We start from the raw sequence: 21,534 nt of genomic DNA, 5'->3' as shown, positions 1-21,534 counted from the left end.
GCCCGTCAGCGGGCGTCCGGCCGGGGATCGTACTCCAGCCCCGGAACCTCCCGGTAATGGATGCCGTCCCACAGGACGGGCATGCAGCAGAAAAACCAGCTTCTCTGCCCGTTGTCCCCCTTCCAGTGGCCGAACACGCTGCGAACCAGCACACGGTTCAACCCCTTGCGGAGCTTGACCTTCACGGGAGGGCGGAAAAAATACCCCTCCCAGGTCAGGGGAGCCTCCTCAATGCGCCCCTTGCCCCAATCCGTCCAGGGCAGGCTCTTGAACGGCCACTTGGGCGGATTCACGCGCTTTCCGTTCAGCCACACGTCCCCGCCGGAAAAATCCCAGCTCCCCTGCTCCGGAGCGCGCGCGCTGCGGTACCCCCCGGAATGCCCCCACATGCCGTTCAGGCCAACCATCAGCCACACCTCCTGATCCTTCGGGCTGCGGATGGAAGTCAGCGCGTAACAAGTCCCGCCGCCCTTCCCCACATCCCCGGACATCAGCGTGGGCCAGTGGTCCAGCCGGTACTGGTTCCGGTGCATATTGAACATCGCAAAAAGGTGCCTGATATGCACGGCACCGCCGTAAACGGGCGTGCTCTTCCATTCCAGCGTCCTATCCCCGTCCCGGTAGGAGGGAGCAATCTTCCGTTCCGGTTCAAAGGGCGTGTCATTCTTCCCCCGGTGGTCAAACGGGCCCACCAGGCTCCAGGCCATATCCGCCTGTTTCACGTACGCAAAGGGAACGCCCTGGAAAAACCTGTCACGGTGGGAGGCCAGGCGCTGTTCAAACTCCCGGAACTCCGCCCATCCGGCCGTTCCCTTGGGGGGAAGCTGCGCCATGTAATCCTTCCTCTTGGTGGCGCCTCCGCGCCAGACGCGTTCCGCAAACGTCAGCACGCAGGGGTAAAGGGGATACTGCTCCAGCACTCTCTTCTCACTGCTCAGATTCCCGTCGCACCACACGGGCAGGATGGCGCCCAACGCCTTTTCATCCCCCCGGGGAACTTCGCACGGCTGCTGGAAAAACACCTGGTACACGCCGGACTGGGAATCCGCCCAGTCAATGTAAAAGCCATTGCTGTCTATGCGCTTCTTTCCCTTGTCCATCCGGGCTCCGGCTTCGCTCTCCCCCCAGCACATCAGCACGGAATCCTTGTCGTGGGGACCGCCCGGCGACCATACAATCACCTCCTTCCCCTTCCCCCGGAGATACTCCGCCATGCGCGGAATAAAATCCTTCATGGTAATATGCACCTCGTCGGACCCCATATGGAAATACCTCCCGGGAAAAAGGGGGACAACCTCGTCCAGCACCTCCTTCAATATGGAAACGCCCTTCTCCGTCTGCATCCCGGTCTTCATGGCCTTGGAGAACGGCTGGCTGTGCCCCGGCATGTCAATCTCCGGAATCACCTGGATATTCAGCCCGGCGCAATAATCCACCAGTTCCTTCAACTGCTCCTGCGTATAAAACTTGCCCGGCAGCCGTGACTTCCAGTGAAAGGCGCGGTCCGTCAAGGCCGGGTACTTCTTCACTTCCAGCCTCCACGCGGGATCATCCGTCAAATGCAGATGAAGCGTATTAATCTTATAGCGTGAAACCCGGCGCACCAGCTCCTTGATAAACGCGGGAGACATGTAATAACGCCCCACGTCCAGCATCATGCCCCGCAGGGCGAAGGCGGGTTCGTCACTGATCTGCACGGAGGGCATGAAAAAACCTTCCTTCTCCTTGGAAACCAGCTGCCGCAGCGTTTGCAGGGCATTGAAAAAACCGCCAAAGCTCCCTGCCCTGACAGTTGCCTTCTCCGGCGCGACGGACAGGACATACGCTTCCCCCTCAATTCCGGCGTCCAGGCTCAACTCCCACGCCAGGGAACCTTCCTCAAAGACATCCTTGCTCACGGAAGCCGGAATGCCGGACATCCTGAATACATCCTTCATTTCCTTCACCAGGTCATCCCTGCGGGGAACATCCCGGCCTAAATGCACATGAACGCTTTTAAAACGCGCCCCGCCCTTACCCCTGACGACTTTGGAAGGATAAGGAATCAGCGCAGGGGAGGAAAACTCCGGCACAGGCGCAGTTACCACCTCTCCGCCAGCCAGCCCCCACGGGGAACAAACCAGCAGGGCGGCAAACAACCGTACAGGAATGCTGAAAACTCGAGACAAAAACATCTTCCAAGATACGGCATTCCGTTTCAACTCTTGTCAAAACAGGCCTGCCGGAGTCAAAATCCACCCCTTTCTTCTGGTCTTTTTAACACGGCATGCCGGCTTCTCCACACCGCCAGTCCACTCCTTGAAACGGACGGGAAGGAAAGAGCATTCCCTCCATCCCGTAACACCGCATCCATGCCTCAGCGCAGGCGTTCCAGAAGGGCGTCAATATCCATGAAATCCTGCCCATGGATCAGTTCCCCAAGAATGGGCGCGTCGGAAAACTCCTCCACCATGCTTCTGTTCGTCACGCAGGCGGTATCCCACTCATCCTTCACGTTATTAAACACAATGCCCAGGCACTCCAGGCCGCGCGCCTTGATCGCATTCAGCGTCAGCAGGGCATGATTAATGGCGCCCAGCTTGTTGCCGATCACCAGCAGGACGGGCAGCCTGTAATCCGCCGCCAGGTCGCTGAAATTCCGTCCGGGCCCGATGGGTACTTCCCAGCCGCCTACCCCTTCCACCAGCACGCATTCATGAACGGCGGCCAGGGCGTCATAACCGCGGCGGATGGCCTCTTCATCCACCTGCGTATTCTCCAGCCGTGCGGCCACATAAGGACACGTGGCATTCTTCAGGAAAACGGGATTCAGCTGGTCCAGCGTCAGTCCATCCGGTCCGGCTTCACGCAAATGGCGCGCGTCCTGCCTGTCTCCGCAGGCCACGGGCTTGAACCCCGCGGCATTAATGCCCTTCTCTCTCAGCGCCTTGACAATCAGGCAGCTCACGTAAGTCTTGCCGACTTCCGTATCCGTTCCGGTAACAATGAAATTCCTCATATCAATATTCAATTTCAGGGATGGGACCTTCTAATCTCCTCAAGCTGCCCCCGTGTGGACACGCCGTCGGGAGTCGTCACCCAGTGATTGATAAAAGACCAGATGATCACGGCCAGCACCAGGCAGAACAGCTTGGCCGGCCAATTAAGCAATAGCAGTTTTTTCATTGGAAGAAGAAATATTCAGCAGTTCTTCAAGACGGCCCTTCAACTGTTCCGGCGTGAGGTTGCGTTCCAGCTTGCCGCCCACGGCCAGGGCGATCGCCCCCGTTTCCTCGGACACCACCACTACCACGCAGTCGCTCTCCTCCGACATGCCCACGCCCGCCCGGTGGCGCAGCCCCAGGGTGCGGTCGCTCATCTCCTTCTGGGAGACCGGGAACACGCAGGCGGCGGCGGAAATGCGGTCGCCGGAAATCACCACGCCCCCGTCATGCAGGGCAGTCTTGGTATGGAAAATCGTCAGGGCCAGTTCAGGAGAAAAAATGGCGTCCAGCTTCACGCCGGAATCCTCAATGGGCTTCATGCTGATGCTCCGCTCAAAGGCGAACAGGGCGCCGAACCGCTGGTTGGAAAGCTTGCTCACCGCCTTGCAGAAATTGTCCAGGAAGTCCACCCGCTGGAGTTTGGCGAAGGAGGAGAAAAACGGATGACTGCCCAGCTTCGCCAGCCCCACGCGCAGCTCCGGCTGGAAAATCACCACCAGCGCCAGCGCCAGGCCGGGGGCGAAAATGCGCGTCAGTATCCATGAAATCACGTTTAACTGGAAGAAAAAAGCCAGCACCACCAGGGCCAGGAAACAGGCGAACAGCCCCACCATGATGCGCGCGCCGCGCGTCGCGTGGAAAGCGCGGTAAATCTGGTACAGGAATACCCACAGGATGAAAATTTCAACGATCGCCCGGAGCGCATCCTTGATCATAATCCAGTCCCACATGCGCAACAAGCTACACAACAACCCGCATGATTGCAATACCGATCCTTTCCCTCCATATCGCCGCCAGCCGAAAAAATGAATCCAAAAATCTATTACAAAGCTTCTTTTTCCATAAACCTTGGTATTCCTTCATCAATGGTAAGAAAGAATTCTGAAATAAAGCTGGCATCAGAAAACCATTGTTTTCACTTTCCTATACCGCTCAAGGACACGACCTTCCTTCGAAGGCAGCAACAATCATAAACTCTCATTCTAATGCAGGGCTTGTGCAACAAAACTATAGGCTAGCATAGTCGCGAGAAATTTCGCAAGCTTTGACGACTTACAGGTATGTTCAAAAAGTATAATCATCTCTTGAAAAGGGCAAAATAGCAATTATCAAATACTGGACTTATGTTAAGGATGCAACCCGCAATAATACAGGGTTTCAAAACATATAAAAATAATATTTGAATTATGAGCTATACATTTGATTATAAAAATTATGGGCCATTCCAATTTGTCACTATGGATGAATATAATAAAATCGGCAGTATCTATTATAAAAATGGAAGAATTAGACTTGTACATAGGGGAGGTCCTGGCATCGGAGCATGCGACACGAATATATTCAGATGTACATTACCACAAAATATAGCGAAAGAATTAGACGGTGGTTTACATTCCAAACAACTCAATGAGAAAATAAGTTTTCTTAACAAGAGATATAATTTAGATTATAAATCTGATACTCAGCCTGAAGACATGTTTGAAAGTATTAAGGAAAAAATATCAGGGGAAAAGGGATATTCAGACATTTGCCATGACTCAAAAGAGAACTGCGTTCTTTTTGAACTATCATCTAAATTAGGTTCTCATATATCCAGAGGCAGAGTTGTCCATGAGCCATTAATAAATTATTATGATCCTATCATCAGTTTTGATGATCCCATCATTCAAAATAAAATTATTGAATGTATTAAAATAGGACTTAACACTCTATCAAAAATCGATCCTATAGATTTTTATAAAATATTAAAAATAAATGAATCAAACAATGAAATATATAAATATTTTCAAGAATTAAAAAAATCAAATCACATCAACCTCCCGAATAAATATTGGAAACTAGCTAAAGACGAAAGTTCCAATAATTATATGTTCATCGATGAATCCAGTAAAAGCCCGAAACAAACTTTCCATGCCCCCGCTGATTTCAAAAAAGAACTTGGCGAGGACGAGATTATTTCTGTCTGAAAAAACGTTATCATTACTTTTACAATAATTATTTTCATTTAACCCATAAAAACGGTTCACCACCTTGTAGTTGTCACGCCTGATGCGTATTGCTATAAAGGTAGCATGAAACTCGGGGTTTATCTCTCTCTGTTTTCCGCCCTGGCTATCCTCACCGTATCCACGGGCTGCATCATTTCCCACTGCACCACCCCCGCGGACGGCGGCGCTTCCGTCGCTGCCGTCCGTCCCGGGCTGGAGCAGGAGCTGGAAAAGGACGTCCGCTACCTGGCCAAAGACTGCCACCCGCGCCCGGCGGGTTATGAAAAGAACCAGGCCAGGGCGGTCCAATACATCGCCCGGTCCCTGGCGGACTCGGGAGCCACGGTCACGTACCAGCCTTTCACGGCGGACAAGCGCACCTTCGTCAACGTCAGCGCCGTTTTCCCCGGTAAATCCGCCAAAAGAATCATCGTCGGCGCGCATTACGACACCTGCGGGGACACCCCCGGAGCGGACGACAATGCCAGCGGCGTGGCCGGATTGCTTGCTTTGGGACGCATGCTCAAGGGCGTCTCCCCCCACTGCACCATTGAACTCATCGCGTATGCCAATGAGGAACCGCCCTACTTCGGTACGGAACAGATGGGCAGCGCGCAGCACGCCCAAAAACTTTATACGGAACAGATAGGCGTGAAAGCCATGATCTGCCTGGAAATGATCGGCTACTTCTCGGACACGGAAAACAGCCAGTCCTATCCCGCCGCGGGCATGGGCGCCCTGTACCCGGACAAGGGGGACTTCATCGCCATCGTCGGCAACTGGGACAGCGTCAGGCTGGCGCGTACCATTCAGAAAAACATGCAGGCCTTCCTTCCCACCGTCCGCCTGAACCTGCCGGAAATCAAGGGCATGTGCATGGACTTCTCCGACCACCGCAACTTCTGGGCGAAAGACCTGCCCGCCGTCATGATCACGGACACCTCCTTCTTCCGGAACCCGAACTACCACCAGCCCGGAGACCTGCCGGAAACGCTGGACTACGCCCGCATGGCGCAGGTGGTCCGGGGCGTGCACCAGGCCGTGCTGCATCTGGCGCAAGACGGCAAATAAAACGGAGAGATAAAAAACTTCCCGGAACGGACAGCCTCAAACGGCGTTTCCGTCCATGATCGTGATGATGCGGTCTCCCCGGCGGGCCAGGTGCTCGTCATGCGTCACGATCACCAGCGTCTTGCGGGACTCGTCCGCCAGGCCGAACAAAAGGTCCAGCACCTCCGCGCCATTCTTCCGGTCCAGGTTCCCGGTGGGTTCATCCGCAAAAATGATGGGGGCGTCATTCGCCAGCGCACGGGCGATCGCCACGCGCTGCTGCTCCCCGCCGCTCAGCTCGCTGGGCAGATGGTTCAGGCGGTGGGACAGGCCCACGCGCTCCATCAGCTCCGTCACGTATTCCACGCGCGGCCTCCTGCCGATGGAGGAGGCCAGGCAGGCGTTTTCCAGCGCCGTCAGCTCCGGCATCAGCAGGTAATTCTGGAAAATGAACCCCATGTTCCGGTTCCGGAACACGGACCGCGCCGTGGCGGACAAGGCGTAAATATCCGTGCCGTCAATCGTCACGGTCCCCTGCTGGGGCGTTTCCAGCCCGGCCAGCGTGTACATCAGCGTGGTCTTTCCGGCTCCGCTGGGGCCGCACAGGAACACCTTTTCCCCGGCGGCGATGTGCAGGTCCACCCCGTGCAGAATCTCAATGGACTTCTTGCCGATGGAATAGCTGCGGTGGAGGTTGGCGGCGGTAATCACGGGCGCAGTATAAGGGAATCCGTACGGGATTAAAGTTCTATGTTGTCAATAAGACGCACGTCGCCGAAATAGACGGCTGCGGCCATCAGGGCCGGATTCCGGTTCTCCGCCAGCGGCTGCATCGTCTCCGCATCCACAATCTCCAGATAATCGACGCGCGTGCCGGGAACCGCACCAATCATGGCGGCGGCATGCTGCTTCACCGTCCGCACGTCCGTTCCGGCCCGGAACTCCTCCCGCGCCTGAAGCATGGCTTTCCGTATCACCACGGCCTGCTCCTTCTGCTCGGGCGTCAGCCGGGCGTTGCGGGAAGAATAGGCCAGGCCATTCCCGTGCCTCACGATCTCCGCCCCGTGGATATGCACCGGAAAATCCAGGTCACGCACCATGCGGCGGATAATCGCCAGCTGCTGGTAATCCTTCTTGCCGAAAATGGCGTCCGTGGGCTGCACCAGGTTGAACAGCTTGGCAAGCACCGTGCAGACGCCGGAAAAATGTCCCGGACGGGACGCCCCGCACAAGGTGGCGGATAAAAAGCCCTCCTCCACGGTAATGCTGCGCTCCCCGGCATACATCTCCTCCGGAGCGGGGGAAAACACGTAATCCACGCCCGCGCCCTCGCACACTTCCAAATCCTTTTCAGGAGTGCGCGGATAGGTCTGGAGGTCGGAGGAATTATTGAACTGGATGGGGTTGACGAAAATGCTGGCCACCACCACGCCGTCTTCTCCCGCCAGCTTGCGGGCCTGTTCCAGCAGGGCGCGGTGCCCGTCGTGGAGGGCCCCCATCGTGGGGACCAGAACCACATGGTCATGCTTGCGGTGGTGCTTGAGCAGGGCGCCCTTCAACTGGGCCTTGGTGGAAAATGTTTGCATGCGCTTAAAGTGGCCCCATGATGACAAAAGTTCAATCCTGAAATATACCTAGAAGATTGACGCATGTTTTTCCGCATGTAAACTGGCAAAGTCAGAAGACGCTAAAAATTATGAGATTCTTCAAAACAGCATTATGTGTATCCGCTGCAATGGCATTGAGCGCCACTGCCAACGCCGAACTGAAAGTAGCAACGGTGGACGTGCAGAAACTCTTCGCCGACTATTACAAAACCCATGAAGCCCAGGCTGAAGTGGACAAGGCCGCCCAGACCGTGCAGGAAACCAACAATACCCGCGCGGAAACCATCAAAAAGATGGAAGCGGACTTCAATGACATGGTCAAGAAGCTTCAGGACCCCATGCTGAATGAAAAGGATAAGAAGGACCTGGAACAGAAAGCCCAGATCAAGCGTCAGGAAGTCATTGCCCTGGAACAGGAACGCCGCGGCTTCGTGGAACGCCAGCTCAAGTCCCTCCAGGAACAGATGAAGGTGCGCTCCACCAAGATCATGGGTGAAATCACCAAGATCACGGAAGGCATCGCCACCAAGGGAAACTATGACCTCGTTCTGGACAAGAGCGCCCAGGCCCTCCGTTCCAACCAGGTCTTCGTTTACACGAAGCCCAGCATGGACATCACCCCCTCCGTGATGAAGGAACTCAACAAGGACGCGCCCAAGGGCTTTGACCCCACCAAGAAAAAGGCCCCGGCCGTTCCCGCCGCTCCCGCGGCCCCGGCCAACTAACCCTTGACATTACCCCCGGGAAGGCGGAATCATACTCCCATGAAGCTTGCACTTGAAGCCGTGGCCGCCCTTACCGGGGGAAAAATCCTTTCAGGCGACCCCGAACTGACTGTGTTCGGGGTCGCTTCCCTTCTCGACGCCACCCGTGAGGAAGCCTCCTTCCTCGGCAATGAGAAATACTTCCAGGACTTCCTGCACACCTCCGCGGGAATCGTCCTGGTGCCTCCGGGCCTGCCCGCATACCCGGAAAACACCGCCTTTGTGGAAGTGGACAACCCTTCCATGGCGTTCAACGCCCTGGTGAAATACTTCATGGCTTCCGCCTACCGGTTTGCTCCCGGCATCCATCCCACGGCCATCATTGACCCCTCCGCCAGCTTCAACCCGGATAAAATCCATATTGGGGCCTATACCTGCATCGGCGCGCACTGCGTGATCGGGGACGGCACGGACATCGGCAACGGCTGCGACATCGGAGACGGCGTGACAATGGGGGAAAACTGCCGCCTGCACGCCCACGTTACCATCCGTGAACGCTGCAAGCTCGGCAGCCGTGTGACCATCCAGCCCGGAGCCGTCATCGGTTCCGACGGCTTCGGCTTCCTGATGGGGGACGATGGCCGCTACGTGGGCATTGACCAGGTGGGCATCGTGGAACTGGGGGATGACGTGGACGTAGGCGCCAACACCACCATTGACCGCGCCAGGTTCGGCCGCACCATCGTGGGGGAAGGCACCAAGATTGACAACCTGATCCAGCTCGGCCACAACGTCGTCGTGGGCAAGCATTGCGTGATTGCGGCCCAAACCGGAATCGCCGGCAGCACCAAGGTGGGGGACTATGCCACCATCGCCGCACAGGTCGGCATCTCCGGCCACCTTAAAATCGGTTCAAAAACCATTCTGGGAGCTAAAACGGGAGCCATCTCCGACATTCCGGAAAACGCCACCTACTGGGGCTTCCCGGCTTCTCCGTTCAAGGACGCCAGCCGGCAATACGCCTGCCTCAGAAAACTCCCGGCGCTGCTTAAGGAATTCCATGCCCTCAAGAAGAGCCTGGAATCCCCCGGCAAGTAACGGGCCTTCCACCGCCGGAAAATCTGCGTGCCTCCCGTTTCCGGAAGGCGCGCCTTTTTACGCCTGCCCCGTCCCCCAGCGGCGGTGCAGGAACCGTTCCAGCGGGGAAAACAGAATCTTGTCAGACAAAAGGCCGATCACCACGATCACGAACATGATGCCCACCACCTGGTTCATCGCGTTCAGCTCGCGTCCGTAGTGCAGGAGCTGCCCCAGGCCGAACCCGGTCAGAATGGGCACGAAAATTTCCGCAGCCATCAGGGAGCGCCATGCAAAGGCCCAGCCCTGCTTCATGCCGCTCACCACAAACGGGGCGGAAGCGGGCAGAGTCACGTGAATCAGGCAGTAAAAGGGCCCCGCGCCCATCGTGCGCGCCGCCCGGGCATAAATGGGCGGCACGTTCCGCATGCCGTTGGCCGTCGCCAGAATCACGGACCACAGCGTCCCCATGATTACCACGAACAGCATTGCCCCCTCCGTCTGGCCGAACCAAAGGGTAGCCAGCGGAACCCAGCACACGCTGGGAAGGGCCTGAAACCCCAGGGAAACCAGTCCCAGGGTATTTTGAACCAACTGGAAGCGGGAGCACAGCATGCCCAGGGGAATCCCCATGACAAGCCCTATTCCGTACCCCATGACCAGCCTTTTCACGGTAATCCAGGAAGACTCTTCCAGAGACCCGTCCATGAAGGAAGAGCGCAAATACTCCCATACCTCAAGCGGAGAAGGAAACAAATAGGGCTTCCACACCTTCTGGTCACTTAAATACTGCCATATCCAGATCACGAGGATGAAAAATACGAGCGAACACCCATGGGCCGCCCACTTGGACCATTTGTGCCTGTTCATGCCATCGCTCCTTTCAAATCATGGGTGATGCGGGCGGACAACTGCGCCAGGTCACGGTTATTAATGTCCCTGGGATGCGGGAGGTCTACAAAATACTCCTCACGGATGCGGCCGGGATGCGGAGTGAACAGCACCACGCGGTCCCCCAGGCATACGGCCTCGCGCATATTGTGCGTGACGAAGATGATCGTCATGCCGCAGCGGAAATGGATGTCCTGAAGATCCTGGTAAAGCTGTTCGCGGGTCATGGCGTCCAGCGCGGCAAAAGGCTCGTCCATCAGCAGGATGCGCGGGCTGGTAGCCAGGGCGCGGGCAAGCGCCACGCGCTGCTTCATCCCGCCGGAAAGCTCATGAATATGGGAATGCGCGCATTCCTTCAGCCCTACCAGCTCCAGATTCTTCTCCGCAATGGCCAGGCGGTCCCCCCGCGTCAGGCCGGGAGTCAGCTTCAGGCCGAACATTACGTTCCCCATCACGTCCAGCCACGGGAACAGGGCGGACTCCTGAAACATCACGGTGCGGTCCCTACCCGGCCCCTTCACGGGCTCCCCGTCCAGCTCCACCACCCCGGAAGAGGGGAATTCCAGTCCGGCGATGATATTCAGCAGGGAGGTCTTTCCACACCCGCTGGCCCCTACCAGGCAGACGAACTCGCCGCCCTTGATATTCAAATTGATTCCCTCCAGGGCCACTACCTTTCCGCGCCGCCCTTCAAACACCTTGCTCACATCCACAATGCGGAGCTTGCACCCTCCGGGGCCGCAATGTTCTTCACCCATGATCATTTTCCGGCAGCCTCCTTCATCATGGTTAACTGCTCCTCTTCAGCCAGAGGGCCCTCCACCGCCTCCGGAACCACCAATCCGGCCACGTCCGGCACCTCCTTCATGAATCCCGCGTGATGGGCGTCCTGCACAAACTGCTGGAGCTTGGGAAGAGAAATTTTATCCTTCATGACAATGCTCTTCCAGGCCTGCGCAATCAGAGCCGGATCTATTTTGGAACGGGTAAGCTCTTCCAGCTCCCTGACCACGATCGCCTGGGCCTCCTCCGGATGCAGGCGTATCCATTCATTCAGCTCCTGATGCGCCTGCACCAGGGCCTTCACTACCTCCGGCCTGTCCTGAAGGAACTCCGCCCCGCACACCAGCACGGTGGCAATGGACTCCCTTTCATCCACCAGCACCTTTCCTCCCGCCGTCATCACCAGGCGGCTCACCCATGGCTCCACCGTCCACACGCCGTCCAGCTTGCCCTGCCGGAACAGGCTGAGCTGCTCCGGGTTGGGAGTGGGCAGAATGGTCACGTCCCCCCCGCGCTGCGTCACGTGCAGGCCGCCGCGGGAAAACCAGGCGCGGGCGGAAACATCCTGCGTATTCCCCAGCTGGGGAGTGGCAATCACTCTGCCGCGGAAATCCGCAGGCTCTTTCAGCGGGGAATCCTTGGGAACCACCAGGGCGGCGCCTCCCTCCACGGCCCCGGCTATCATGCGGATGTCCTCCCCGCGGGAACGCACGAACGCGTTGATGGCCGGGCTGGGGCCTACATAAGCCAGTTCTATGGACCGGGCGAACACGGCCTCCATGGCGCTGGGGCCAGCATTATAAACATACCAGTTAATCCTGACATCCTTGCCCGTGGCCTCCCTCAGCCGTGCCTCAAACCATCCCTTCCCCTCCCGGGAAAAATGGTGGGCCACCAGCCCCTGAACGTGCGTCACGTTCGGGAAATGGCCGAAGTTCAATTCAATGACATTTGGATCCTCCTTCCTCTTATCTCCGCAGGAAACAGCCAGCAGGCAGAAAAACAGGGCCGTTAAAATCATCAGGAATCTGGAATGGGACATGAACAGAAGGAATGGGTTACTGGGCACAGCCGTCTTTCCGCGCCCTTTCAGGCACCGACTAGCAAAATGAACCGCCCGCGGCAAGAAGCCGATGGCAACAACTTTGTCACAATGGACAGCAGGAATGTCCATTTTGTTGAAAAACAACCCCGCCTTACGGACCGGAACCGGGTTTTATTGACACCCTACCGCGTTCCCGCTACAAAAAGGCGCCGACTCCCTCCATGCCGTACCTTACCAATCAGCCGCACTCCGGAACATGGCTGGGCCTTCCTCCGGATGAAGAACGTCCGGTGCCCCGCGCCGTCAGATACCGCTGCATCCTCCTGCTTCTCCTGTACTGGGCCATCCTTTCCGCCATCCCCCAGGGCGCGGAGCGCCACGCTGAAACGGGACCCCTCCTTCCCGCCTGGATGGGCGTTCTGGAACTGACCCCCCTCCTGCTTGTTCCCGCGTTCCTGTTCCTGGCCGTGCGCACGGCCGCCCAATGGAGGACCCTGATGATCACCGTTTACGCGGGGCTGCTCCTGAACCTGCTGATGAACCTGGCGCTTCCCGCAGAAACCATGTGGGGGGACCTCCCCGCCTCCGGCTCTTACGGCACGCTTGTCTGGCCCGGCGCGGACCACCGGGAATGGCTGGTCACGCTGCCGCGCTTCTCCCGTCTATGGGCCCTCATCATTTACGTCTTCCTCTCCGGCAGCGGCTCTTCCCCCCTTCTGCGCCTGCTGGCCCTGGCATGGTGGTTCCTGCTGTGCCTGGCCCCCGTCAACACGGGCATGGTGGGGTATGGGGACATCCTGGGGCCGCTCGTGATCATTGCCCTTATCCTGGGCTGCATGCACCTGGCGGCCAAACGCGCCTCCTGACGCCTCTGCCACGGAAAAAGACGGCGGCGGCCATTCCACGGAGGAAACAGCCGCCCCGGCGCCAGCGGGCGTCACCCGCAGAAGGCCGCCGCAGCCGGCAGCCCGTCCGGAATCCGTTACTTCCAGATCACTTCAAAGATATTGACGGAATTCCCCTTCTTCCCGGTCAGGCCCAGGGCCTTCACCGGCTTCTTGACGGATTTCAGGCTGAACGTGCTCACTTTCTTCCCCTTGGCCAGGTTGCCCACGGGAACCCACCGCCCGTCAGCCCCGCAGGCCAGCACGGACGCTTCCTTCCCGTCCGACAGGACAATGGCGGAATTCGCACGCGGAGAATCACAGGGTATCTCCACCTTCTCCGGAGACAATTCCACCGGAAGGAACGTAGCCAGGTTGAAATCCCCGGCCGCGCCGCTGTCCGCGGACTTGCCGCCCTTATTGGCAAGATTCAGCCTGAACTCTTCCAGGGTCACCTCCTGAGGGGAGGAACCGGCGTTCACCAGCCTGATGCCCTTGATCACGCCGCCAATCTCCGCGGAACCGTCAGCCTTCAGCGGAACCTCCGTCCAGGACTTCCCGTCCATGGAAATGTACAGCCTGGCCCACTTCATGTCCGGCGTCTTCAGGTTGACGGAGGCGGACTCCACGGACGCCCCCGCCGGAATCTGAAGTCCCAGGGACTTCTTCGGCGGCAGGGGGTGCACCTCCATGATGCGCTTCAGGGAAATATCCTTGTCCCCGGCTTCAACCACAGCAGTCTTGAACGCCGGAGCGTCCGTCAGCACGGAAGGAGCGGCAGGGGCATTCACCTTGAAATCACGGATGGCCGTCCACACATCAGACTTTCCTCCCGGAACGCCCTGCACCGTAGCGCGGTAGCGCACAAAGCGGCCTTTCTTGCCGCGGCCCTCGTACTCCACGCGCACTCCGGAGGACTCCGGCATCAGGGGCGACCAGGACTGCCCGTCCATGGACACCTCCAGCTGGCCCTTGTTCACGGCGTCCTTGTCGGAATCATTGCGGCCCATCACAATGGAAACGTTGCGGATTTCCCGCGGCGCGCCCAGGTCTACGCCAAAAAAGTCACCCTTCTTCTGAACCTCCTTGCAGTAATAATAGGACTCGGGGTCATCATCCAGCATCTTCTCAATCCCTCCCTTGGACTTGGTGGAAACGTACGGCTTCACACGGCCCACGGACTGCCCGCTCACGCGGGAAAGCACGGGAGTGGAACCCATGTCCAGCAGTTCCCGCACGGCGGGGGCCATCACCAGTTCGGACGGCTTCACGGCGGTCTGCCACTGGGAACTCTTCTTGGTCACCTCCGTCACGTGCTTGTTGATGGCCTTGCTGATCTCCTTGCTGTAACGCTGCATCTCGGCAAGCAGGCACGCGGCCTCCATGGCGTAATTCAGCGCTCCGGAGGCATTGCCTGCCTCCGTGGCCTCAATCATCTGCATGCTGTTCACCCCGGCTTTTCCCAGGGATTCAAACTGGACAAGCCACGGCTCCACTTCCGCGATGAAGGCGGCATTATTCGCCTTGGCCCGGATCATGTCCGGCGCCTGGGCCATCCTGGCAAACTCCGTCTTCAGGCGGTCAAAGGCCTTGCTTTCGGACACCTTGCCGCCGCGGCGGCAAAGCTCCAGCACCTCTTCCACCACGGGAGCGATCTCCACGGACTCCTCCTTGCGGTAATTGTGCCCGCTCGGCCCCCCGTCGCTGTTATGATCGGCAAACGTCTGCATGGCGGAGGCGCAGCCGGGAAACAGGATGCGGATGCTGTCCCTCCACGTCTTGTCAGAATCATACGCCTTGGCGTTCCAGGTCATGTTAGCCACGCTGAACAGGGAAATCTTGGAGGCCTCCGGCTTGTCCATCGGATTGGAGGCGAACCCCTGCATGAACGGCATCGCGTCCGCATCCACGCCATAAGTGCGCCCCAGGAACAGGGCGTGGCGCACGTAATCCGTCACCGGGAAATTCCACCAGATGAACGCGGGCCTCTGCAAATACTTGTTGATTCCTTTCAGTGCCGGGGTCTTGATATCGCTCACAATGCCGGAACCCGTCCACATGATGCCGATGTCCTTGTCCAGATGTTCCCCCATCACCTCGTGGTAGCGGCCCCCGCCGCCGGAATACGCCGTGGGGCACACAATCAGCGGAGTCACATCCGGCTTCTTGTGGATAAACTCCTTGTTCAGGTAATTCAGGAACTCCACCTGCCCCTCCGGCTTGGCGCCCTCCCCGCCGATGTCGTCAAAAAACACCGCAAAGGAACGGAAGCCCAGGTCATACATCATCTCAAACTTCTTTACGGCGGCCTTCCGGTCCGCCTCCCCCCAGTGAATATCCGCGCCGGGGTGTACGGCCCAGACAAAATTCACCTTATTCTGCTTGGCGACCTTCACCAGCTCTTTCAGGTCCTTGGCCATATCCGCAGGATAGGGCTCGCGCCAGCGCTTGGAAAAACCGTGGAACACGTCGTCCTTCGGGCCGTAGATGTACGTATTCATCTTATACTTCCCGTAAAACTTGAACTGGCTGATGCGCCCTTCCTGCCCCCAGGGCAGGCCGTAAAACCCTTCAATGGTGCCGCGGAAGGGAACGTCCGGCCAATCCAGGACCTCCACCACAGGCAGCGTCACGCCGGAAGGAGTCTTCTCCGCCAGCTGAAGCAGCGTCTGGGCCGCGTAAAACAGGCCTTCGTCGTCATACCCCGTCATCCGGATTCCCTGGGGCGTCACGCTCAGGGAATAGGCCCCGGCTTTTTGTGGAACATTTCCGGCCGGCTTCTTGCCCCCCTTGATGATGGACATCTGCACGGGCAACCCGTTGGGGGTGATGGAAAACATGCTCTTCAGCGCGTTCACGGTAGGCTCGTCCCGCGCTCCTGACAGCTTCAGGGCCGGAACCGTCACGGAACCGCCGCTCCTAGTCATCTTCTGCGGAATAGGATATACCGGCATCCTGGCAGCCTTTTTGGCGCGGGAGGCCGCAGGAGAGGAGGAAGAGGAAGGGGAAGAAGACTGGGCGAACACCGGGAGGGCAAGGCTGGCCCCCAGCGCTGTGACCGCCGCCATGGATCGGAAGGAAATCAGGTTCATATGTGCAAAAGTAAAAAGCCTGTACAGGACAAGTCCACGAAACTACGGACTAATCGCTTTATTTCTAACAGGGCCTCTCCCGTATGTCAAATTACTTCCCCCCGGCTGATGAACCGTGGCACAGGCGGCTCCTGTTCCGGACAACAAAACCCGCCGCAGGAAAACTCCATTCCTGAGGCGGGAAAAAGAACCGGAGGCGTTCCGCGGAACGGAAAGGCCGGACCAAGAAATAACGGGGAAAATAGTTCTCTCTTTAATTTTTACCGAAGAAGCCGGAAATATCGAAATAGACAACCACTTCCTTGCCTTTTTTCGTTTTAATCGTGATCACGTCAAAGGATTTGCCTTCATGCTCCATCAGCGCCTGCTTGAGCTTCACATAATTCCTGTATTTTTTCTCAAGCCATTTACTTTCGGCAGGAACTCCATCCATGGAATTCTTTGCGCCGGCAATGACGACGGCCTTTTCAAAGCTGGAGCCGTCGCCTCCCTCATAAGTGATGCGCCCGCGGGCCTCTCTTTTCTCCAGCCCCTGGGGCAATTCCGCATCTGCGGCCTGGACAACGGCGCATACGCCGGAACACAATGCAATGGATAGAATGGGTAGCAAGGTTTTCATACTGTTTGACCTATAGACGGTATCCGTTCCCGTGTAAAGCTTTCTTTCAAGAATGCAGCATAACCGTAACACTTTGGGAATAAATACGCGGGCAGCCACGAAAAAAACTATCCCGGCCATCCTTGACAGGCCGTTTGCGGAACAGCCAATCCCCGCCTACAGCCACGCAGCCACTTCATCCAGGGTCTTGACGCGGGCCGTGGCGCCAGTCGGAGCATCCCCACAGGAGAACAGGAAATTCCGTCCCACTCCGGCGGCAAAAGCGGCCTGAATATCCCGCTCCCGGTCGCCCACGGATATGCAGGCCGCCATATCCAGCCCATACGCCGCGGCGGCTTTCAAAAACAGGCCGGGATTCGGCTTCCGGTCAGGGTGGCCGTCATCCACACTGGGACAATGAAACACGTCCGTTACCTCCGCTCCGGCTGCGCTGAATGCGCCCTTCATATGCTCCGTCAGCCGCGTGAAATCCTCTTCCGTAAACATGCCGCGGCCTATGCCGGACTGGTTGGTCACCACGATGACCAGATACCCCTTTTCCCGCGCCTTCCGGCAAAGGTCCATAATGCCGGGAACCAGCAGGAAATCCTCACTGCGGTGAACGTACCCGCCGTCCACGTTCACCACGCCGTCCCGGTCCAGAAACAGAGCTTTAGACGCCATACATTTCCTGCTCCACCAGCTCGCAAACCAGATGCCCCACGGCAATGTGCATCTCCTGAATGTTGTTCGTGGCATGGGAGGGGACGGCTATGCAGAAATCCGCACAGTCCCTCATCTCCCCGCCGCCCTGGCCCGTCAGGGCCACGGTCCTGACGCCCATGCGGCGCGCCAGCTCCATCGCCCGGACGATGTTCTGGCTGTTGCCGCTCGTGGAAAGCCCCACCAGCAGGTCACCGGAACGGCCTAATCCCTGCAATTGCCTGGAAAAGACCGTTTCATACCCGTAATCATTCCCCACGGCGGTCAGGATGGAGGTATCCACCGTCAGGGCCAGCGCATTCATGGCGGGACGGTTCAGCTTGTAGCGTCCCACCAGCTCGGCGGCCAGGTGCTGGGAATCCGCCGCGGACCCGCCGTTGCCGCAGAACATGATCTTGTTCCCGGCCCTGAGGGTATCCGTCCAGACGCGGGCGACCTGTTCAATTTCCCCGGCCATGGCGGCCAGGGCCTTGAAATTATCCGCTATCCCTAAAATCTGATTCCTGATGTACTCGCTCATTTCGGATTGTTCTTCATGCGGTTGATCATATTGGTGGAGGAAAATCCCTCCAGGCGCGGCAGCTCAAGAGCCTGCCCCCCGTAAGACTTCACGTACTGCCCTTCCGGCCAGCGTTCCAGCGGGTAGCCTTCCTTGGCGATCACGTCCGGGCGCAGCCTTTCAATCAGCGGCAGGGCCGTATCCTCGTCAAACGGCACTACGTAATCGATGAAATCCAGGGACGCCAGCAGCAGGGAACGCATCTCCTCGTTATTGATAGGCCTGTCCTCCCCCTTCAGCCGCTTGATGGAGGCATCCGTATTCAGCCCCACAAAAAGCACGTCGCACGCTTCCCGCGCCTTCATGAAGGAATGCAGGTGCCCCAGGTGCAGCAGGTCAAAACAGCCGTTCGTAAAACCCACCACCTTCTTTTCCCGGCGGAAGCGGTCCGCCAGCTCCGCTGCCGCCTCCGGCGTCAGGATATTGTTCCGGTGATGCCAGGAGGATGCCTTCCTGGCTTTCTCCTCCAGGGCCTTTTTCAACTCCGTCCCGGTCACGCTGGCCGTCCCGAACTTGCCCACCACGATCCCGGCAGCCACGTTGGACACCACCAGGGCTTCCGGCACGGTGGCCCCGGCGGCCAGCGCCGCGCCCAGGCTGGCCAGGGAGGTATCACCCGCGCCGGACACGTCAAAAACCTCGCGGGCCTCCGTGGGAATGCAGACAAAATCGGCGGGATGGGAAGAGGGAATGAAAATCATGCCGTGCTCGCTCAGGGTGACGAGCAGGTTCTCAATGCCGAACTCCGTGAACAGCCGCTGCGCCCCTTCCATGGCAGCCTGTTCCCAGCCCGGCACGGAGGGGTCCAGCGTCACGCCCGTCGCCTCCTGGAACTCCTTCATATTCGGCTTCACCAGCGTGGCCCCCTTGTAGCGGGAATAATCAGCCCCCTTCGGGTCCACGATCACGGACTTGCCCGCCGCCCGGCACCGGGCGATCACGGCGGGGGTGGTTTCCCCGTCAAACAGGCCCTTCCCGTAATCAGACAAAAGGACCAGGTCCGCCTCCGGCAGGCAGACGTCCACCCGTTCCAGAAAACGGGCGGCAAGCTCAGGGACCATCCGCAGCGGCTGTTCCTGGTCCGCCCGCAGCAAATGATGCTTGCCCGCCACAAAACGGATCTTCACGGTCGTCTCATACCCCTCGCACTCCACCAGCTCAGGAACGCAGCACGTCTCTTCCAGAAAACGCCTCACCTGCCGTCCATGGCCGTCATTGCCCACCACGCTGACAAAGGTGGTGCCGCACCCCAGCGCGCACAGGTTGCGCACCACGTTGCCCGCACCGCCCAGCATGCGCGTCTCCCGGTCCATCTTCATGATGGGGACCGGAGCCTCCGGGGAAATCCGGCTGACGCTGCCGTACAGGAATTTGTCCAGCATTACGTCCCCGATGCAGAGAATCCGCACCCGGGGAAATCCGTCAATCAATGTATGCAGGCGGTTCATGGGAGACGTTCTTTTCTACCATGCCCCATAACGTAAGGCAAGGACAGTTGAAGGCCGTTCCGGAGCAGGAAAACCGCATCATGCAGGCATTCACACCCGCTGCGGATGCCGGAACCCTTCTTCCGGGGGCAAAAAATAGGTCAGCCATGATAAAAATCTTGACCTGTAAGCAGGAAAGCACTACGTATTGTCTCCCGTTCCCGGACGAATAGAAAAAGGAAAACAAATCATGCGTGAAGTTACCGTAAGAAAAGGTGAACCTATCGACCGCGCTCTTAAGCGCCTTAAAACCAAGCTGGATGTTGAAGGCATCCTGGATGAAATGCGCCGCCGCCGCGCCTTTGAAACCCCGATGGACGAACGCCGCCGCAAGGCCCGTTCCGCCAGCAAGCGCAACAAGGTAAAGTGGCGTTACAGCAACAAGAGCGAAGAAACCGCTTCCGAAACCACTGAAACTCCCGTTTCCGCTCCTGAAGCTTAAATCAGTATTGGTTCGGGAATAGAACCCATTTCAATGAGGGCAACCCTTTCTCAAGGTTTGCCCTTTTTGCTTCCCTCAGCACATGAATCAGTCCGCCCAGCTCTTCTCCCGCGCGCGCGCCGTCATCCCCGGCGGCGTCAACTCCCCCGTCCGTGCCTTCCGCAATGTGGACGGCGACCCCTTCTTTGTCCAGTCCGCCAAAGGCGCCTACATCACGGATGCGGACGGACGCCAGCTCATTGACTACATCGGCACGTGGGGCCCGGCCATTCTGGGGCACGCCCCGCAGCCCGTCATGAACGCCGTCCATGCAGCCGTGGACAGGGGGCTGGGCTACGGCATTCCCGCTCCGGCGGAAGTGGACATGGCGGAAATGATCACGGGCATGGTTCCCTCCGTGGAAAAAGTGCGCATGGTGAACTCCGGCACGGAAGCCACCATGTCCGCCATCAGGCTGGCGCGCGGCTACACGGGACGCCGTAAAATCATCAAATTCATCGGCTGCTACCACGGCCATGTGGACTCCCTGCTGGTGGCGGCGGGCTCCGGGGCGCTCACCTTCGGGGAGCCGGACAGCGCAGGCGTGCCCAGGGAAATGACCCAGCTCACCATCACCGTCCCCTACAACGACCGGGAAGCGGTGAAAAAAGCCTTTGAACTCCACGGGAACGATATTGCGGCCGTCATTCTGGAGCCCTTCCCGGCCAACGCGGGGCTTTACTTCCCGCAGAACGATTTTCTCCATTTTCTGCGGGAAATCACGCTCCGGCATGATTCCCTGCTCATCTTTGACGAAGTCATGACGGGCTTTCGCGTCGCGCCCGGCGGCGTACAGCAGCTTTACGGCATCACGCCGGACCTCACCTGCATGGGGAAAGTCATCGGCGGCGGCCTCCCCGTGGGAGCCTTCGGCGGCAGGGCGGAAATCATGGACTGCCTCTCCCCGCTGGGCCCCGTGTACCAGGCGGGCACCCTCTCCGGCAACCCGGTCGCCATGGCGGCGGGCCTGGCCCAACTCCGGGAACTCCTGAACGGGAACGCGTATGACCGCCTGGAACAGCTCGGCGCACGCCTGGAGGAAGGCATCCGCGAGGCCATCCGGAAGCACGGCAGGAACTACACCTTCCACCGCGCGGGCTCCATGTTCTGCCTCTTCTTCACGGAAGAGGAGGTCTATGACCTGGACTCCGCGCAAAAGGCCTCCAAGGAACTCTTCAAGCCCTTCTTCTGGAACATGCTGGAACAGGGCGTCTACTTTGCCCCCTCCCCGTATGAAACAGGCTTCATCTCCACGGCCCATACGGAAGAAGACATTGACCGTACGGTGGAAGCAGTCCATGTCAGCCTCTCCAAACTGGGATAATGCCCCTTATTTGAAGTGACAGGCCACTTTCCTTCCCC

General features: G+C 58.4%; 21 protein-coding genes. 7 read left to right on the top strand and 14 right to left on the bottom strand.

Annotation, left to right across the window (positions count from 1 at the left end; translation table 11 throughout):
• Positions 1 to 5: 5 nt before the first annotated feature.
• From CXU21_RS07015 to cdaA, 4 genes are all read right to left on the bottom strand, one after another.
• Positions 6 to 2,174: a family 20 glycosylhydrolase gene (locus CXU21_RS07015; protein ID WP_102725562.1), complete on the bottom strand. Its 2,169-nt coding sequence runs from the start codon at positions 2,172 to 2,174 to the stop codon at positions 6 to 8.
• 182 nt (positions 2,175 to 2,356) lie between these two features.
• Positions 2,357 to 2,998 carry a dethiobiotin synthase gene (bioD, locus tag CXU21_RS07010; RefSeq protein ID WP_102725561.1) on the bottom strand — a complete coding sequence of 214 codons (642 nt, stop codon included), beginning with the start codon at positions 2,996 to 2,998 and terminating at the stop codon, positions 2,357 to 2,359.
• Between the two features lie 14 nt (positions 2,999 to 3,012).
• A complete protein-coding gene (locus CXU21_RS12380; protein WP_180972273.1) occupies positions 3,013 to 3,165 on the bottom strand; it encodes a hypothetical protein in 153 nt (50 codons plus the stop codon).
• Complete coding sequence (cdaA, locus tag CXU21_RS07005; protein WP_257996465.1) at positions 3,143 to 3,934, bottom strand: diadenylate cyclase CdaA; 792 nt, start codon at positions 3,932 to 3,934, stop codon at positions 3,143 to 3,145. Before cdaA ends, CXU21_RS12380 begins: the two co-directional genes overlap by 23 nt.
• A 456-nt stretch (positions 3,935 to 4,390) precedes the next feature.
• Here cdaA and CXU21_RS12180 point away from each other — a divergent pair, with 456 nt between their 5' ends.
• Together CXU21_RS12180 and CXU21_RS06995 are read left to right on the top strand one after the other, a co-directional pair.
• Positions 4,391 to 5,170, top strand: a complete 780-nt coding sequence (locus tag CXU21_RS12180) for a hypothetical protein (protein WP_146017002.1) — start codon at positions 4,391 to 4,393, stop codon at positions 5,168 to 5,170.
• A 105-nt stretch (positions 5,171 to 5,275) separates the two neighbouring features.
• Complete coding sequence (locus tag CXU21_RS06995; RefSeq protein ID WP_102725558.1) at positions 5,276 to 6,262, top strand: M28 family peptidase; 987 nt, start codon at positions 5,276 to 5,278, stop codon at positions 6,260 to 6,262.
• Positions 6,263 to 6,298: 36 nt separating this feature from the next.
• On the opposite strand, the gene CXU21_RS06990 is transcribed toward CXU21_RS06995, so the two are convergent.
• Together CXU21_RS06990 and panC are read right to left on the bottom strand one after the other, a co-directional pair.
• Positions 6,299 to 6,952, bottom strand: a complete 654-nt coding sequence (locus CXU21_RS06990) for an ABC transporter ATP-binding protein (protein ID WP_102725557.1) — start codon at positions 6,950 to 6,952, stop codon at positions 6,299 to 6,301.
• Between the two features lie 29 nt (positions 6,953 to 6,981).
• Positions 6,982 to 7,827 carry a pantoate--beta-alanine ligase gene (gene panC / locus CXU21_RS06985; RefSeq protein ID WP_102725556.1) on the bottom strand — a complete coding sequence of 282 codons (846 nt, stop codon included), beginning with the start codon at positions 7,825 to 7,827 and terminating at the stop codon, positions 6,982 to 6,984.
• A gap of 149 nt (positions 7,828 to 7,976) precedes the next feature.
• Here panC and CXU21_RS06980 point away from each other — a divergent pair, with 149 nt between their 5' ends.
• Both CXU21_RS06980 and lpxD read left to right on the top strand, forming a co-directional pair.
• Positions 7,977 to 8,573 carry an OmpH family outer membrane protein gene (locus tag CXU21_RS06980; RefSeq protein ID WP_180972274.1) on the top strand — a complete coding sequence of 199 codons (597 nt, stop codon included), beginning with the start codon at positions 7,977 to 7,979 and terminating at the stop codon, positions 8,571 to 8,573.
• Positions 8,574 to 8,612: 39 nt separating this feature from the next.
• Entirely contained in the window at positions 8,613 to 9,650 is a 1,038-nt protein-coding gene (gene lpxD, locus CXU21_RS06975; RefSeq protein ID WP_102725555.1) for a UDP-3-O-(3-hydroxymyristoyl)glucosamine N-acyltransferase, read from the top strand.
• 57 nt (positions 9,651 to 9,707) lie between these two features.
• Here lpxD and CXU21_RS06970 read toward each other — a convergent pair whose 3' ends face one another.
• From CXU21_RS06970 to CXU21_RS06960, 3 genes are read right to left on the bottom strand one after another with little or no spacing between them, the layout of a single operon-like run.
• Entirely contained in the window at positions 9,708 to 10,499 is a 792-nt protein-coding gene (locus CXU21_RS06970; RefSeq protein ID WP_102725554.1) for an ABC transporter permease, read from the bottom strand.
• The gene (locus CXU21_RS06965; protein ID WP_102711889.1) at positions 10,496 to 11,284 is read right to left on the bottom strand and encodes an ABC transporter ATP-binding protein; all 789 of its coding nucleotides are present in this window, start codon (positions 11,282 to 11,284) and stop codon (positions 10,496 to 10,498) included. Before CXU21_RS06965 ends, CXU21_RS06970 begins: the two co-directional genes overlap by 4 nt.
• A complete protein-coding gene (locus CXU21_RS06960; protein ID WP_102711891.1) occupies positions 11,281 to 12,345 on the bottom strand; it encodes an ABC transporter substrate-binding protein in 1,065 nt (354 codons plus the stop codon). Before CXU21_RS06960 ends, CXU21_RS06965 begins: the two co-directional genes overlap by 4 nt.
• A 224-nt stretch (positions 12,346 to 12,569) precedes the next feature.
• Between CXU21_RS06960 and CXU21_RS06955 the strand changes: the two genes are divergently transcribed.
• Positions 12,570 to 13,214, top strand: coding sequence for a hypothetical protein (locus CXU21_RS06955; RefSeq protein ID WP_102725553.1), 645 nt, complete (start codon positions 12,570 to 12,572; stop codon positions 13,212 to 13,214).
• Positions 13,215 to 13,330: 116 nt separating this feature from the next.
• Here the strand turns inward: CXU21_RS06955 and CXU21_RS06950 are convergent, their stop codons facing one another.
• From CXU21_RS06950 to CXU21_RS06930, 5 genes are all read right to left on the bottom strand, one after another.
• The gene (locus CXU21_RS06950; RefSeq protein WP_180972701.1) at positions 13,331 to 16,300 is read right to left on the bottom strand and encodes a beta-N-acetylglucosaminidase domain-containing protein; all 2,970 of its coding nucleotides are present in this window, start codon (positions 16,298 to 16,300) and stop codon (positions 13,331 to 13,333) included.
• A gap of 277 nt (positions 16,301 to 16,577) precedes the next feature.
• On the bottom strand, positions 16,578 to 16,943 hold the full coding sequence (locus tag CXU21_RS06945; RefSeq protein WP_146017001.1) for a hypothetical protein: 366 nt from the start codon (positions 16,941 to 16,943) through the stop codon (positions 16,578 to 16,580).
• A 156-nt stretch (positions 16,944 to 17,099) separates the two neighbouring features.
• Positions 17,100 to 17,606 (bottom strand): D-glycero-alpha-D-manno-heptose-1,7-bisphosphate 7-phosphatase, encoded by a 507-nt coding sequence (locus CXU21_RS06940; protein WP_102725550.1) that lies wholly within the window; start codon positions 17,604 to 17,606, stop codon positions 17,100 to 17,102.
• Positions 17,596 to 18,165 carry a D-sedoheptulose 7-phosphate isomerase gene (gmhA, locus tag CXU21_RS06935; protein ID WP_102711900.1) on the bottom strand — a complete coding sequence of 190 codons (570 nt, stop codon included), beginning with the start codon at positions 18,163 to 18,165 and terminating at the stop codon, positions 17,596 to 17,598. Before gmhA ends, CXU21_RS06940 begins: the two co-directional genes overlap by 11 nt.
• A complete protein-coding gene (locus CXU21_RS06930) occupies positions 18,162 to 19,652 on the bottom strand; it encodes a PfkB family carbohydrate kinase (RefSeq protein ID WP_102725549.1) in 1,491 nt (496 codons plus the stop codon). Before CXU21_RS06930 ends, gmhA begins: the two co-directional genes overlap by 4 nt.
• Before the next feature lie 229 nt (positions 19,653 to 19,881).
• Between CXU21_RS06930 and rpsU the strand changes: the two genes are divergently transcribed.
• Both rpsU and hemL read left to right on the top strand, forming a co-directional pair.
• Positions 19,882 to 20,133, top strand: coding sequence for a 30S ribosomal protein S21 (gene rpsU, locus CXU21_RS06920; RefSeq protein ID WP_102711906.1), 252 nt, complete (start codon positions 19,882 to 19,884; stop codon positions 20,131 to 20,133).
• An 82-nt stretch (positions 20,134 to 20,215) separates the two neighbouring features.
• On the top strand, positions 20,216 to 21,496 hold the full coding sequence (gene hemL / locus CXU21_RS06915; protein WP_102725548.1) for a glutamate-1-semialdehyde 2,1-aminomutase: 1,281 nt from the start codon (positions 20,216 to 20,218) through the stop codon (positions 21,494 to 21,496).
• Positions 21,497 to 21,534: the final 38 nt, after the last annotated feature.

It is taken from the genome of Akkermansia muciniphila (genome assembly GCF_002884975.1).
GTDB classification, from domain to species: Bacteria; Verrucomicrobiota; Verrucomicrobiia; order Verrucomicrobiales; family Akkermansiaceae; genus Akkermansia; species Akkermansia muciniphila_C.
This window is presented reverse-complemented; position numbering and strand designations above follow the sequence as displayed.